This window comes from Pseudarthrobacter sp. LT1, assembly GCF_035621795.1.
Classification (GTDB): domain Bacteria; phylum Actinomycetota; class Actinomycetes; order Actinomycetales; family Micrococcaceae; genus Arthrobacter.
Genome location: NZ_CP141830.1, coordinates 368,831 through 382,595 on the forward strand (window position 1 = coordinate 368,831; position 13,765 = coordinate 382,595).

Consider the following 13,765-nt stretch of genomic DNA (forward strand, 5'->3'; position numbering starts at 1 on the left):
TTGAAACCGGGTCCCGCTGCGGGTGCCTCCGCGGGGCAGGATGGCTGGATGCACGCCAACCCCATCCTTGCCGGCTTCAATCCGGATCCGAGCATCGTCCGCACGCCGGACGGCTATTACCTGGTCACATCGTCCTTCGAATACCTGCCGGGCCTGCCGGTCCATCACAGCCCGGATCTGGAAGGCTGGCAGCTGGTGGGCCATGTGGCCACGCGGGAGGCGCAGGTCCGGATTGCCCATGTCCCCACGCCCGGCGGCGTCTGGGCGCCGACCCTCCGCTACCGGGACGGCGTGTTCTACCTGATCGTCTCCGTGTTCCTCGGTGGGCGCGGTTGCGTTGTTTTCACGGCCGCTGATCCCGCCGGGCCATGGAGCGACGGGACGGTCATCGGGGCGGTGGACGGCATCGACCCGGACCTCGCCTGGGACGACGACGGGACTGCGTACGTGACCTTTGCCCGCCACCCGGACGCGATCCAGCAGGTGCGGGTGGACCTCGCCACCGGAGAAGCGCTCGAGAAGCCGCGGCCACTGTGGTCCGGCAGCGGGCTGTATTCACCCGAAGGCCCGCACCTTTACCGGCGCGGTGATTGGTGGTATTTGCTGGCAGCCGAGGGCGGCACGGACAGGGGTCACGCTGTGACCGTGGCACGGTCGCGGCGGCCGGACGGCCCGTTCGAATCCGCTCCGCACAATCCCCTCCTCACCGCCGCGGGAACCGGCTCGCCCGTCCAGAACACCGGGCACGCAGACCTCGTTGAGCTTCCCGACGGCGGAACAGCCATGGTCCTTCTGGGTGTCCGCCCGGTGGGGCTGGCGAGGTCATTCTCACCGCTGGGCCGTGAGACGTTCCTGACCACCGTGGACTGGATTGACGGCTGGCCGCACGCCCGGATGCCCCAGCCCGGCGTGACGCCGCCGGAGCAGCTTGAGTACGACTTCAGCAACGGTGCCGGGCTGGAGGATCCGCGATGGATCGGTGTCCGCAGGACGCCCGCTGAGTTCTCGGCACCCACCTCCAAAGGGCTTCTGCTCAGGGGCGAAGGCAGCACCATGGGGTCGCCCAGGCCTTGTTTCGTCGCCCAACGCCAGCGCCACCTCGCGATGGAATTCAGGGCCGTGCTGGACGTCGGCTCCGGCGCGGGCGGCATCGCCGTGCGGAACGCCGAGGACAACTGGTTCGGCATCGAGGCCCGCCAGGACGGCGACGCCGTCAGGATCACGGCACGTGCCGTGGTCGCGGGCTTTGACTGCACCTGGGAAGCAACTGTTCCGTCCGGGGACGTTGAACTGGCAGTCGAGGCCAGCCCGCCGCCGTCGGACTTCCGCGCTGGAGCCGTGGGCGGCGACAGGATCCGCCTGCTGGTCCGCGGCTCAGGGCCCGGCTGCAGCGCCGAAGGGGAACTGCTCACCGAACTGGACGGACGGCACTGGGCCTTCGAAACTGCCAAGGCCTTCACCGGCAGGGCTTTTGGCGTCTTTGCTGTGGACGGCGAGGTCCTGGTCCGCGGCCTGTCCTACCGCGGCGAGGACTGACCTCCGGGGTCCATGCCGGGACATGGCGACGGCGGAAAACAAGGACCCGGGCAAACCAGGACCTCCGTCAGCCATCCTGACCGGCGGAACGCCCCCATCCGGCTTAGACTGGCCGACGCACCAGGTTGCCGCGACACGTCAACCGCTGAGCCGGCGAGAGGAGGAAGATGTCCTTCTTCCAGCTTTCGCTGATCGCGGCCGTCGCGCTCCTCGGACCGCTGCTGGCATTCCCCAGGAAATGGAACCTTCCCACAGTCCTTGGGCAGCTCCTGGCAGGCATCGCCATCGGGCGCACCGGCCTGGGCCTGGTTGATTCCGCAGATCCCACATTTACGTTTGTGGCCGACGTTGGTTTCGCGCTCATCATGTTTGTCGCCGGAACGCATGTGCCCGTGCGGGACCGGGCCATCCGTCCCGCCCTGGGCGGCGGCGCGCTGCGGGCCGCCATCGCCGCAGCCCTCGCGGCGGCCGCAGGAACCGTCATTGCCTTCGCCTTCGGAACCCGACATGCGCCGCTTTACATCGTGCTGCTCGCGTCCTCGTCAGCTGCCCTTGTGCTGCCCATTGTTGATTCCCTGCGGCTGGCGGGGCCGAAGGTCCTGACGACGACGGCGCAGGTGGCGGTGGCCGATATCGCCTGCATTGTGGCGCTTCCACTGGCCGTCGACCCGCCCAACGCACCGAGGGCAGCCATCGGGGCGACCGCAGTCGCGGCGTGTTCGGTGGTGTTGTTCTTCGTGCTTCGCTGGCTGGAAGTCACTGGCACCCGCGGGCGGGTGCACGACGTGTCCGAGGAACGGAAGTTCGCCCTGGAACTGCGGATCCAGCTTGCCTTGCTCTTCGCGCTGTCCGGGCTTGCCGTGGCGGGCCACGTGTCCGTCATGCTCGCCGGATTCTCCTTTGGACTGGTGGTGGCGGCAGTGGGGGAACCCCGCCGGCTGGCACACCAGCTCTTTGCGGTCAGTGACGGCTTCCTGGGGCCATTGTTCTTCGTCTGGCTGGGCGCATCGCTGGACCTGCGCGCGCTCGCCGGCACCCCCGCCATGGTGCTCCTCGGGGTCTGCCTTGGAGCGGGGACCCTCCTGGTGCACGGAAGCCTGCGCCTGCTGGGCCAGCCGCTGCCCCTCGCCGTCCTGTCGGCATCCCAGCTGGGCGTGCCGGTTGCCGCGGCCACCATCGGCTCCCAACTGGACCTGCTGGAACCGGGGGAAGCCTCGGCGTTGATCCTGGGCGCCCTCATCACCATTGGGGCCAGCGCCGCGGCAGGTTCACGTGCTGCCCGCACCTTTGCGCGGAACGCCGAGGCACCGGCGTAGCCGGCGCTACCCCCGGGAGTGGGTCCATACGCCGGTGCTCGCCTGCGCCTGGAAGCCCAGGTTGCGGGACACGGCGCGGGCGGCGGCGCGGACCGCCGGGGCAAGGACGTTGGGCGGAGTTGCACCGTCCGGAACCACGATGGACAGCGACGCCACCACGGCGCCCTGGGCGTCGAAGATGGGGGAGGCCACGGATACGGTGCGGGACGGGACGGTCCGTCGGATCATGGCGATGCCGGTCCGCCGCACGTCGGACAGGGTCCGCCGCAGCTGGCCTTCGGGCATCTCGGGCACGCCGGGCTCGTTTTCCGGCGGGCGCTTCAGGATGGCCTCCTGGAACTGCTGGTCCGCCCCGGCGAGCAGCACCAGGCCGATGGCGGTGGACCTCAGCGGCGCACGGCCGCCCACCCGGTATGCCACCTCGGTGGCGTCCTTCCCGGAGAGGCGTTCGATCAGCACTGCCTCCTCGTTGTCCCGGACCGCCAGCAGCACGTGGTGCCGGGTGACCTCGAACAGGTCCTCAAGGTAGGGGAGGGCAATTTCCCGCACGCCGTGCCCGCGCGGAGAGAGGGATGCCACTTCCCACAGCCGGACCCCCACGACGTACCGGCCGTCGTCGAGTCTTTCCAGGGCACCCCACGCCACCAGCCGGGCAATCAGCCGCAGCGCCGTGGGGGCAGGCATGTCCGCGTGGCGGGCCAGTTCGGAGAGGGTCAGGGCCCGGCGCCGGTCGGAGAAAACGGCGAGCAGGCTCAGTGCCCGGTCGATGACCGGTTCGCCTTGTTTGGGCCGCTTTCCGCGGGCAGGCGGGGTGTCCGTGTCCGGAGTGGCAGTCATGGCAGTGGTTCCTAGCGCCGTCGGCAGATCCTGTGGCCCACGGGGAAAGTGGTGAGCTGAACCACAATACTATTCCAACCATTGGAAGCTCCCTGTCGAGGGGAAATGACGGAACGCGATGCTGGAACTCCCAGCAACCGCACTTCAGGAGTCCCGCCGCATGAGCGCCCCCACCCGGCTTCGGGCCGAACACCTGCCTGAGGCGCTGGGCCTGACCGTCACCGCACCCCGGCTGGGCTGGACGCCGCCCGCCGGCACCAACAGCCAGACGGCCTACCGGATCACCGCCGGCAACGGCTGGGACACGGGCCGGCAGGAATCAGCCGCGTGCAGCGGCATCCCGTACACCGGCCCCGCGCTGGACTCCCGCAGCCGGTTCGAGTGGCGCGTCCGCACTTGGAACACCGGCGAAGACGGCGCCGAAACAGCGACCGGTTGGTCCCAGCCGATGCCGGTTGAACTGGGTCTCCTGCATGCCACCGACTGGACAGCGCAGTGGATCGGCGCTGACGAACCGGAGATCCCGGCGGCGGGGGAACGCCCCGGCTACGCCTTCACCAAAACCTTCACGCTCGAGGCAGCCCCGCAGAAGGCCCGCGCGTACGCCACCGCCCACGGCATCTACGAACTCTTCATCAACGGCCGCCGCGTGGGCGACCAGCAGCTCACCCCCGGCTCCACCAGCTACAACACCACGCTCCAGGTCCAGGCCCACGACGTCACGGACCTGCTCCGCGGGGGCAGCAACACCGTCCGCGCCGTCCTCACCGACGGCTGGTACCGCGGCACCTTCGGGTACACGCGCGACGCCGGCATGTACGGCACGCGCACAGCCTTCCTGGCGCAGCTCGAGGTGGAGTCAGCTGCCGGCCGGCAGACCATCGGCACCGACGGCTCCTGGCTGGTGTCCGCAACGGAGATCACCAGCGCCGACCTCATGGCGGGCCAGCGGGTTGACTTCCGGATGCACGACGGCGGGAGCGCACTGTCCGCAGTCACGTCACCCGGGGTGCGTCCCGCCGTCGTCTGTCCCGGCGGCTTTACGGAGCTCACCGGGCCCCTCGCCCCTCCCACCCGGGTGACGCGGGACCTGGCGCCGGTATCCATCACCCGCCTGTCCAACGGCCACCAGGTGGTGGACTTCGGCCAGAACATCCACGGCTGGGTCCGGCTGTCTCAGTTGGGTGCCCCGGGCGAAACCGTCACGCTGGAATACGGCGAATCGCTCGGCGACGACGGCGATGTCACCCGGGACCACCTGCGTCCCTTCGACTTCCGGACGCCCGGTGCCTTTCTTGATGCCGGCCAGGTGGACACCGTCATCGCCTCCGGCGCCCCGGGCGAGGTCTTCGAGCCCCGGCACACCACGCACGGGTTCCAGTTCGTCTCGGTCCAGGGCCTCGCCATGGACCTGCCGCCGGCGGAAATCTCCGGCTGCCTGGTCCGGACGGACCTGGAACGGATCGGCGCCTTCAGCTGCAGCGACGCCCGGCTGAACAAGCTTCATGACGTCGTCGAATGGAGCTTCCTGGATAACTCCTGCGAGGTCCCCACCGACTGTCCTCAGCGCGAAAAGGCCGGCTGGACCGGGGACTGGCAGCTGTTCATCCCCACCGCCGCGTACCTGTTCGACGTCACCGGATTCTCCCGGAAATGGCTCCGCGACGTCCGAGCCGATCAGTGGGAGAACGGCGTCATCGCCAACATTTCGCCTTCGCCCGGGCCTGCTGTCACCTCGGCTGAGTTCATGGGCTTCACCAACGGGTCCGCCGGCTGGGGCGACGCGATCGTGTTGGTGCCGTGGGAGGCCTACGTCGCGTCCGGGGACGCCGGGATCCTCGCCGAAAACTGGGAGGCCATGCAGCGCTGGCTGCGCTTTGTCCGCACCACTGCCGAGACACAGCGGCATGCCGCCCGGGCCGCCGCACGCACCACCCCTGCACCGCACGAGCAGTACCTGTGGGACACCGGCTTCCACTTTGGCGAATGGATGGAACCGGGCGGGCCGGAACCTGACCTGTTCGCTGCCCGCAGCGCCGACCAGGGGATCGTGGCCACCGCCTACTACCGGCACACCACGGACCTGATGGCACGCATCGCCAGGGTGCTGGGGTTCGCCGGGGAAGCCGTTGCGCTGGCGGAACTCTCGGCGAACATCGGGAACGCCTGGGAAACGGAATACCTTCACGCAGACGGCCACGTGACCCAAGCCAGCCAGGCCAACTGCGTCCGCGCCCTGGCCTTTGACCTGGTCAGCCCGGAACACCGCGCCACCGTGACCGCGCAGCTCGCAGGACTGATCCGGGACGCCGGCACGCACCTGGGCACGGGCTTCCTGGCCACGCCCTACCTGCTTCCGGTCCTGGCGGACAACGGCGAGCTGGACCTCGCCTACGAACTGCTCATGCAGGACTCCGAACCGTCCTGGCTCACCATGGTGGACCGGGGCGCCACCACCATGTGGGAGCTGTGGAACGGCATCGATGCCAACGGCATTGCGCACCAGTCGCTCAACCACTACAGCAAGGGCGCGGTGGTGTCCTTCCTGCACCGCTTCACCGCCGGCCTGCGGCAGGCCCACGGCAGTGCGGGCTGGGAACGGATCGTCATCGAGCCCCGGCCGGGGGCCGGACTCACCGCCGCCACCACCTCCCACCAGGGGCCGCGCGGCCTGATCGAAGTGCATTGGGCTACCGACGGCGCCGTGCTGACGCTCACCGCCACGATCCCCTCCGGCACCACCGCGGAGGTAAGGCTGCCCGGTGAACCGGCCGCCGTCGTCGGGCCCGGACACCATACTTTCCTTGCCGCAACCGGCCGGGACACCGCACAACCTGAACTGATGAGGAGCACACTATGACAGTGGACAACGCTACCGACGTAATGGACCCGTCGCGCCCTGAAACTTCCCGGCCTGGAGGCAGGGAGGTTCCGCCGATGCCCGTCTTCGATGCGCCGGGAACCCCTGAGCACGTCTCGGACGCCTCATCGGTGCACCGTGAGCTCACCTACGCCAAGGCCATCGGGTTCCGGCCGCTGAAGCTGGACATCTGGCTGCCCCGCAACGCAACCGGGCCCACGCCGCTGGTCCTCTGGGTGCACGGCGGCGCGTTCCAGCTGGGCGACCGCCGGGAACTGCCGCCCACCTTCGCGCCCGACTCCGTGTTCCGGCTGCTTAACCAGGCCGGCATTGCCTGCGCCACGGTGGACTACCGGCACTCCCTGGAAGCCCCGTTCCCGGCACAGCTCCACGACATCAAGGCCGCGGTCCGCTACCTCCGCGAATTCGCCGGTGACCTGAACATCGACCCGGACCGGTTTGGCGCCTGGGGCGAATCCGCCGGCGGCCATCTGGTGGCGCTCTTGGGACTCACCGGCAACCGCGGCGACCTGGATGGCGGTCTCGGTGTGCAGGGGCACCCAAGCAGCGTCAGCGCCGTCGTCGATTTCTACGGCGTTTCCTCGCTGGTGGACATCCCGCCCATCAACATTCCTGACGAACTCTTTCCCCCGGCCCTGACCGCCGCTGTCCCGCCCGGAAGGTCATTGCAGCCGGAGAACATGCTGGTGGGCGGCTCGGATGATCCCGAACTGCTGGCCGCGGCCAGTCCCGTCAGCTACGTGACGGCTGACGCCGCACCGTTCCTCCTGGTCCACGGCGATTCGGATGGCTTGGTCCCGCACTCGCAGACCGACCTCCTGGCCGCCGCGCTCGCCAAGGCCAACGTGGAACATGAGGTGGTGACCATCAAGGGCGGCGACCACTGCTTCTTCGGCGCCGAGGACCAGCTGGACACCATCCTGGCCGCCGCCGTCGATTACTTTTCACGGAAGCTGGGAACTCCATGACATCCCGGACAGAACCAGCCGCAGGGTCCCCGGGGCTCTCCCGGAGCGCCCAGGGGGAGACTGCGGCCGGTTTCGCGGAGTACCTGGCCACGCCGGAAGGCCCGAAGTTCCTCAACCCGGACGCCGTGCGCTCGCCGGGCCCCGACGTTCCCATCCGCACGGTGACGGCGGATGGCCGGCACGGGCCGGTGGCCATCCGGATCTACGGGGAGGCCGCCGCTGCCGGCAGCCCTGCCCTGGTGTGGCTGCACGGTGGCGGCTTCGTCAGCGGGAGCGTGGACATCCCCGAATCGGATTACCTGGCACGGGTGCTCGCGGCCCAGGGGACGCCGGTGCTGTCCGTGGACTACCGCCTGGCGCGTAATGGCGTGTCCTTTCCCATCCCGCATGATGACGCCCTGGCCGGTTGGTTCTGGGCGCGGAAGAACGCCGAATCACTGCGCCTGGATCCGGACCTGCTCTGCCTGGGCGGTGCCGGTGCCGGCGGCAACCTCGCCGTGGGCGCCGCGCTCTACCTGATCGACGCCGGCAAGCCACTGCCCGCGAAACTCCTGCTGGCCTATCCCTTCCTGGATGCCGAACTCCCGCCGCCGGCGGGAGGACTGGACGAAGAGGTCATGGCCGGGCTGCCGCGGCACCTGCGGTTCACGCTGGAGGACTGCATCCGGACGGCGGAGAACTACGTGGGCGGTCCGGTCAGCATGGCACCGTCCTATGCCATGCCCGGCTACGCGGATCCTGCCGGACTTCCGCCCACCGCTTTGCTTGCCTGCGAGTACGACGACGCCCGCGGCTCAACCGAGCAGTTTGCCTCGGCATTGGAGCGGGCAGGGGTTCCGGTGTCCTACTTCCTTGCCGAGGGCGCAGTACACGGCCACCTCAACCACACGGCCGGGCTGCCGGAGGGCCAGGCGGCCCTGGACTTCCTGGCGGGCGAGCTGGCGGCGGTGCGGAGGCCTTAATCGCGGAGGCGGGTCAGGGCTGCCCGGAACTTTCCTCCTGGTGGCTGCTGGACCAGATGTCGCCCATTTCCTCGGTGGACTGCTCCACGATCCTGCTCATGGCCGCGTGCGCCGCGGCCGCCTGGCCCCGCTGGATCGCACTGGCCACGTCCACATGCATCTGCAGTGCTTCATGGTCCGGAAGGTGGGGCATCAGGCCGTGCTGGGTCCGGCCCGCCAGCACCTCCGCCACGAGTTTATGCAGCTGCGAAAACATGAGGTTGCCGGAGGCGTCGAGGACCGCTGCATGGAACTCGATATCCAGTCGCAGGAAATCGTCCTGGTCTCCCCGCTGCCCGGCCGCCCACAGCCTGGCGGCCATGGAGACAAGGTCGCTGGCCTGGTCCAGTGAGGCGCGTTCGGCGGCCAGGCGGGCGGCCTGCGGCTCAATGGCGCCGCGCAGCTCGTTAAGGGCCTGCAGCTGCTCCAGCCGCTTGGCCGAGGCCAGCCGCCACCGGATCACCTGGGGGTCGTAGAGGTTCCAGCTGGCCTCAGGCTGCACCACTGTCCCGAGACGCCGGCGGGACTCGAGCATGCCCATGGACGACAGGACCCGGGTGGCCTCCCGGATCACGGACCGCGACACCTTGTGCTGCGCCTCCAGCTCGTCCAGCCGCAGGATGGAGTTCGGTGCCAGCGTTCCCTCGGCAATGGCGAGCCCCAGGTTCTCGACCAGCGATGAATGCAGGTCAGGGGACAACGCCGCCTTTGGGATGGTCATGAATAAATCATATGGGGGCATAGCAAGGTCTTGTATATGTCTGCCTTATTTGTCTATGCTCGCTGAACAGAGCAGACGTAACGAGGCGTTTGTAACCAGCCCGCGCTGATGCGGGCCTAAAGGCAAAGGGAGTCGTAATGAAGCGGCGTTCAATTGTGAAGTACGCGGCCGTGGCCGCGGCGATGTCGCTGGGGCTCACCGCCTGCAGCGGCGGCGGTGGCGGCAGCGACCAGGCGAAAGAGTCCGGCACCGTCCGCGTCACCCTCGCCAACCACGTGTGGACCGAAGGCATCAAGGCCGCCATTCCGGAGTTCGAAAAGTCCAGCGGGCTCAAGGTCGAACTGACCCAGCTCGGCGAAGACCAGCTCTCGGACCAGTACAACGTCAAGCTCAACGCGGGCAGCGACGAAGTCGACGTCATGATGTACCGCCCGCTGCAGGAAGGCAAGGCCTTCGCCAAGAACGGGTACCTGGCGGACCTGACCAGCAAGGTGTCCTCCGACTCCAGCTGGGACTGGAAGGATTACCAGGAAGGCCCGGTCAAGGCCACCACAGCCGACGGCAAGGTAGTTGGCGTGCCGATCATCACCGAACGCGAAGTCCTCTACTACCGCAAGGACCTGCTGCAGGCCGCAGGGCTCCAGGTCCCCAAGACCATGGAGGAGCTTGAAGCCGCAGCCAAGGCCATCAAGGCTTCTTCGCCTGACACTGCAGGCTTCGTTGCCCGCACCGGCAAGTCCACTGCCGTGACGCAGTTCTCCAGCTTCCTGTACAGCTTCGGCGGTGATTTCATCGACTCGAGCGGCAAGGCTGCCGTCAACACCGATGCAGCCAAGAAGGCCTACGCCTACTACGGCGGCCTGATCCGTAACTACGGCCCCGCCAACGTCAGCACCGACATGAGCTGGCCGGAGGCAATGGCAATCTTCACGCAGGGCGGTGCCGCCTTCTACACCGAGGCTGACTCCCTGTACAAGAACGCCACCGACCCGGCTAAGTCCAAGGTTGCGGACAAGGTAGGTTTTGCGCCGCTGCCCGCCGGCCCCGCCGGAAGCAAGCCGTACAACATCCCTTCCTGGGCCCTTGGCGTCAACCAAAACTCCAGCAACCAGGACAACGCCTGGAAGTTCATCCAGTGGGCCACCAGCAAGGAGCGCACCCTGGCAGCCCAGAAGGCCGGCGTCCCGGGCCCGCGTACCTCGGTCTGGTCCAACCCGGACGGAACCTCCACCTACCCCAAGGACCTTGCTGACGCCATTGCCGCCAGCGCCAAGAACGGCGTCGGACACGACCGCCCCGAAGTAATCACCGTCGGCAAGGCACGCGAAATCGTGGGCGGGCCCATTGTTGCCAGCATCACCGGCGCGGACACTGCCGCCGCTGCCAACGAGGCCCAGACCGCTTTCCAGACCTTCCTGGACAGCGAAAAGAAGTAGCGCCTTCGTCATCAGCCCGCCGGGACGGGCAGCAACCCCCCGTCCCGGCGCGGCCCCACTTCACCCCCAACTTTTTAGGTGAACCATGTCTGTTTTGAACCCTCCCCGCAGCGCCGGCACCCGCAAGGCCAGTGGCCGCAAGGGCGCAGGGGGGAGCTTTTCCGCCTGGGCCAACCGGCACCGCAAATGGCTCTTCGCCGCACCGGCCATGATCTTTGTCGGCGTCCTGATCATCTTCCCCCTGGCCTGGACCGTGTACCTGAGCCTTACCGACTCCCAGGGCTCCGTCCGCGCCGCCACCGACTTCATCGGGCTGCAGAACTACCTCACCGTCCTGACGGACCTGGAGCGGTTCTGGCCGGCGGTGGGCCGCACACTGTCCTTCACCGGCCTGGCACTTGCCTTCGAGGTAGTCCTCGGCATGGGCATCGCGCTGCTCCTGTGGCGGCCCTTCCGCGGGGAAAAGTGGGTACGGGTGGCCATCCTGCTGCCGCTGGTGGCCACGCCCGTGGCCGTCGGCATGATGTGGCGGCTGATCTTCGATCCCAACATCGGCTTCGCCAACCAGCTCTTGGGCGCAATCGGCATTCCGCCCCAGCCGTGGCTGTCCGGGCAGGACACCGCCCTGGGCACCACCATCTTCATGGACGTATGGCAGTGGACGCCCATGGTGGTACTGATCCTGCTCGCCGGCCTGACCTCGCTGTCGGACGAGCCGGATGAAGCTGCCCGCGTGGACGGCGCAAACGCCTTCCAGCGGTTCTTCTTCATCACCCTCCCGCTGATGATGCCCACCGTTATCGTCGCCATCCTGCTGCGGGGCATCGACGCCCTGAAGACCTTCGACATCCTGTACGCCACCAAGGGCAAAGGCGGCGGCTCGTTCCACGAAGTGGAGACCCTGAACGTCTACGCGTACGGGCTGAGCTTCGACTACAACCAGTACGGGCTCTCCTCCGCCGTGTTGATCCTGTTCTTCATGATCATCATCGGCATCATGTGGCTGCTGACCATGCGCAAGAAAGCGGTAAGCAAATGACCGTCGTGACAGATTCCACCACCGCTGCCAAGCGGACGCCACGGCGGCGCAAGCCGCTGGCCACCCGCGCCTACAAGGTGTTCCGGGTTGTCGCCCTGATCGTTGTGGTGCTGTTCCTGCTCGCCCCGCTGTTCTGGATGCTGCTGGCGTCCCTCAAGACCAACGTGGACATCTATGACACTGCCAAGGCGGTGGTGTTCTCGCCCACGTTCGAGAACTACGCCAACGTGCTCCAGCGCAACAACTACTTCGTCTTCATCTTCAACAGCTTCTGGGTGGCCTTTGTCTCCACGGCACTGTCGATCGTCCTCGGCGTCCCCGCGGCGTACGCGATGAGCCGCTTCACCATGCACCGCTCCGCCTTAGTGGTCCTGATGGCACGGGTTATCCCGGGCGTCTCGCTCCTGGTGCCCTGGTACTACGTCTTCTCCAACCTGCGGATGGTGGGCAGCTTCGAAGTGCTGATCCTCAGCCACATGTTCGTCGCCCTGCCCCTGATCGTCTACATCATGATGAGCTACTTCGATTCACTTCCGCTGGAACTGGAGGAATCGGCCGAGGTGGATGGGCTTACGCCCATCGGTGCGTTCCGCCGGATCACGTTGCCGCTGGCCGTGGCCGGCATCGCCACCGCCGGAATCCTGTCCTTCATCTTCTCCTGGAACAACTTCATGTTCGCCCTGGTGCTATCGGGCGCCAAGACCAAGACCCTGCCGGTGGCGATCTTCGACTTCGTCTCCTACGCCAGCATCGACTGGGGCGGGCTGATGGCCGCGGCGACGGTCGTGACAATCCCCATCATGATCATTGCGCTCTTCACGCAGAAGTACATCGTCTCCGGCCTGACCGCCGGCGCCACCAAGGGTTAGGAACCGCCGCGTGACCGTCATCAGCCGGATCGAAACATTCCTCATTGCCCCCCGCTGGCTCTTTGTCCGGATCGAAACCGACAGCGGCATCGTGGGGTGGGGCGAGGCCACCTGCGAGGGCCGCAGCGAAACTGTGCGCGCCGCCGTCGGACAGCTCTCGGAGCTGCTCATCGGCAGGGATGCCCTCCGGATCGAAGACCACTGGCAGGTCATGACCAAAGGGTCCTTCTACCGCGGCGGGCCCATCCTGGCCAGCGCCGTCTCCGGCCTGGACCAGGCGCTGTGGGACATCGCCGGCAAGCACTTCAACACCCCGGTGCACCAGCTCCTGGGCGGCCACGTCCGCGACCGGATCCGGATGTACGGCTGGGTGGGCGGCGACGAGCCCAACGAGGTGGCCGACCAGATCAGCGCCCAGCTGGAGGTGGGCCTCACCGCCGTCAAAATGAACGCCAGCGGCCGGATGAGCCCGGTGGCGTCGGTGGCAGAGATCGACGGCGTCATCCGCCGTGTCGCGGCAGCCCGCCAGGTGCTGGGCGACCACCGGGACGTCGCCGTCGATTTCCACGGCCGCTTCAGCCTGGCCAACGCCAGGCGGGTGGCACCCCTGCTGGAGCCGTTCCGGCCCTTCTTCCTCGAGGAGCCGGTGGTCCCGGAAAACACCCACCTGCTCCGCGAATTCACCTCATCCACCACCACCCCGGTGTCCACGGGGGAGCGGCTCTACAGCCGGCAGGAATTCCTGCCCGCGCTGCAGGCAGGCATCGCGGTGGCTCAGCCGGACCTGTCGCACGCCGGTGGGATCACGGAGGTCCGCAAGATCGCCGCGCTGGCCGAAGTGTACGAAGTCCAGTTGGCGCCGCACTGCCCGCTGGGCCCCCTGGCGCTCGCAGCCTGCCTGCAGGTGGGCTTCGCCACGCCGAACTTCCTCATTCAGGAACAAAGCATCGGGATCCACTACAACCAGGGCGCCGAAGTCCTGGACTACGTGGTGGACAAGACGCCGTTCAAGTTCGTCGATGGCCACATCGAGCGGCTCACCGGGCCCGGACTGGGCGTCGAGATTGACGAGGCCGTGGTGCGGGCAGCGGACAAGCGCGGCCACGCCTGGCGCGGACCGGTGTGGCGCCACCCCGACGGATCCTTCGCAGAATGGTGAAC

11 protein-coding genes are annotated in these 13,765 nt (G+C 67.7%); 9 read left to right on the forward strand and 2 right to left on the reverse strand.

What is annotated here, in order from left to right:
- Positions 1–48 precede the first annotated feature (48 nt).
- Together VIK36_RS01820 and VIK36_RS01825 are read left to right on the forward strand one after the other, a co-directional pair.
- Positions 49–1,536: a glycoside hydrolase family 43 protein gene (locus VIK36_RS01820; protein WP_324643867.1), complete on the forward strand. Its 1,488-nt coding sequence runs from the start codon at positions 49–51 to the stop codon at positions 1,534–1,536.
- 167 nt (positions 1,537–1,703) lie between these two features.
- Complete coding sequence (locus tag VIK36_RS01825) at positions 1,704–2,852, forward strand: cation:proton antiporter (protein ID WP_324643868.1); 1,149 nt, start codon at positions 1,704–1,706, stop codon at positions 2,850–2,852.
- A gap of 6 nt (positions 2,853–2,858) precedes the next feature.
- On the opposite strand, the gene VIK36_RS01830 is transcribed toward VIK36_RS01825, so the two are convergent.
- The gene (locus VIK36_RS01830) at positions 2,859–3,689 is read right to left on the reverse strand and encodes an IclR family transcriptional regulator (protein ID WP_255174129.1); all 831 of its coding nucleotides are present in this window, start codon (positions 3,687–3,689) and stop codon (positions 2,859–2,861) included.
- A 160-nt stretch (positions 3,690–3,849) separates the two neighbouring features.
- Between VIK36_RS01830 and VIK36_RS01835 the strand changes: the two genes are divergently transcribed.
- Genes VIK36_RS01835 through VIK36_RS01845 form a run of 3 tightly spaced genes read left to right on the forward strand, consistent with a single transcriptional unit; the run spans position 3,850 to position 8,500 of the window.
- Positions 3,850–6,549: an alpha-L-rhamnosidase gene (locus VIK36_RS01835; RefSeq protein ID WP_324643869.1), complete on the forward strand. Its 2,700-nt coding sequence runs from the start codon at positions 3,850–3,852 to the stop codon at positions 6,547–6,549.
- On the forward strand, positions 6,546–7,538 hold the full coding sequence (locus VIK36_RS01840) for an alpha/beta hydrolase (protein ID WP_255174131.1): 993 nt from the start codon (positions 6,546–6,548) through the stop codon (positions 7,536–7,538). The genes VIK36_RS01835 and VIK36_RS01840 overlap by 4 nt, the downstream gene beginning before the upstream one ends.
- Positions 7,535–8,500, forward strand: a complete 966-nt coding sequence (locus tag VIK36_RS01845) for an alpha/beta hydrolase (RefSeq protein WP_255174132.1) — start codon at positions 7,535–7,537, stop codon at positions 8,498–8,500. The genes VIK36_RS01840 and VIK36_RS01845 overlap by 4 nt, the downstream gene beginning before the upstream one ends.
- A gap of 13 nt (positions 8,501–8,513) precedes the next feature.
- Here VIK36_RS01845 and VIK36_RS01850 read toward each other — a convergent pair whose 3' ends face one another.
- A complete protein-coding gene (locus VIK36_RS01850) occupies positions 8,514–9,260 on the reverse strand; it encodes a FadR/GntR family transcriptional regulator (protein ID WP_255174133.1) in 747 nt (248 codons plus the stop codon).
- A gap of 137 nt (positions 9,261–9,397) precedes the next feature.
- On the opposite strand from VIK36_RS01850, the gene VIK36_RS01855 reads away from it, so the two are divergent.
- The 4 genes from VIK36_RS01855 to dgoD all read left to right on the forward strand — a co-directional run bounded on the left by VIK36_RS01855 (position 9,398) and on the right by dgoD (position 13,763).
- A complete protein-coding gene (locus VIK36_RS01855; RefSeq protein ID WP_324643870.1) occupies positions 9,398–10,696 on the forward strand; it encodes a sugar ABC transporter substrate-binding protein in 1,299 nt (432 codons plus the stop codon).
- A gap of 85 nt (positions 10,697–10,781) precedes the next feature.
- Positions 10,782–11,735, forward strand: a complete 954-nt coding sequence (locus tag VIK36_RS01860; protein WP_255174135.1) for a carbohydrate ABC transporter permease — start codon at positions 10,782–10,784, stop codon at positions 11,733–11,735.
- On the forward strand, positions 11,732–12,604 hold the full coding sequence (locus VIK36_RS01865) for a carbohydrate ABC transporter permease (RefSeq protein ID WP_324643871.1): 873 nt from the start codon (positions 11,732–11,734) through the stop codon (positions 12,602–12,604). Before VIK36_RS01860 ends, VIK36_RS01865 begins: the two co-directional genes overlap by 4 nt.
- Positions 12,605–12,614: 10 nt before the next feature.
- Entirely contained in the window at positions 12,615–13,763 is a 1,149-nt protein-coding gene (dgoD, locus tag VIK36_RS01870; RefSeq protein ID WP_255174137.1) for a galactonate dehydratase, read from the forward strand.
- The last annotated feature ends 2 nt before the right edge of the window (positions 13,764–13,765 follow it).

Excerpts from the sequence above, each read along its gene's own strand:
- VIK36_RS01825 (WP_324643868.1), top strand. The coding sequence starts at position 1,704 with ATGTCCTTCTTCCAGCTTTCGCTGATCGCGGCCGTCGCGCTCCTCGGA.
- VIK36_RS01840 (WP_255174131.1), top strand. The coding sequence starts at position 6,546 with ATGACAGTGGACAACGCTACCGACGTAATGGACCCGTCGCGCCCTGAA.
- VIK36_RS01820 (WP_324643867.1), top strand. The coding sequence starts at position 49 with ATGCACGCCAACCCCATCCTTGCCGGCTTCAATCCGGATCCGAGCATC.
- VIK36_RS01845 (WP_255174132.1), top strand. The coding sequence starts at position 7,535 with ATGACATCCCGGACAGAACCAGCCGCAGGGTCCCCGGGGCTCTCCCGG.
- VIK36_RS01855 (WP_324643870.1), top strand. The coding sequence starts at position 9,398 with ATGAAGCGGCGTTCAATTGTGAAGTACGCGGCCGTGGCCGCGGCGATG.
- VIK36_RS01835 (WP_324643869.1), top strand. The coding sequence starts at position 3,850 with ATGAGCGCCCCCACCCGGCTTCGGGCCGAACACCTGCCTGAGGCGCTG.
- VIK36_RS01830 (WP_255174129.1), bottom strand. The coding sequence starts at position 3,689 with ATGACTGCCACTCCGGACACGGACACCCCGCCTGCCCGCGGAAAGCGG.
- VIK36_RS01850 (WP_255174133.1), bottom strand. The coding sequence starts at position 9,260 with ATGACCATCCCAAAGGCGGCGTTGTCCCCTGACCTGCATTCATCGCTG.
- VIK36_RS01860 (WP_255174135.1), top strand. The coding sequence starts at position 10,782 with ATGTCTGTTTTGAACCCTCCCCGCAGCGCCGGCACCCGCAAGGCCAGT.
- VIK36_RS01865 (WP_324643871.1), top strand. The coding sequence starts at position 11,732 with ATGACCGTCGTGACAGATTCCACCACCGCTGCCAAGCGGACGCCACGG.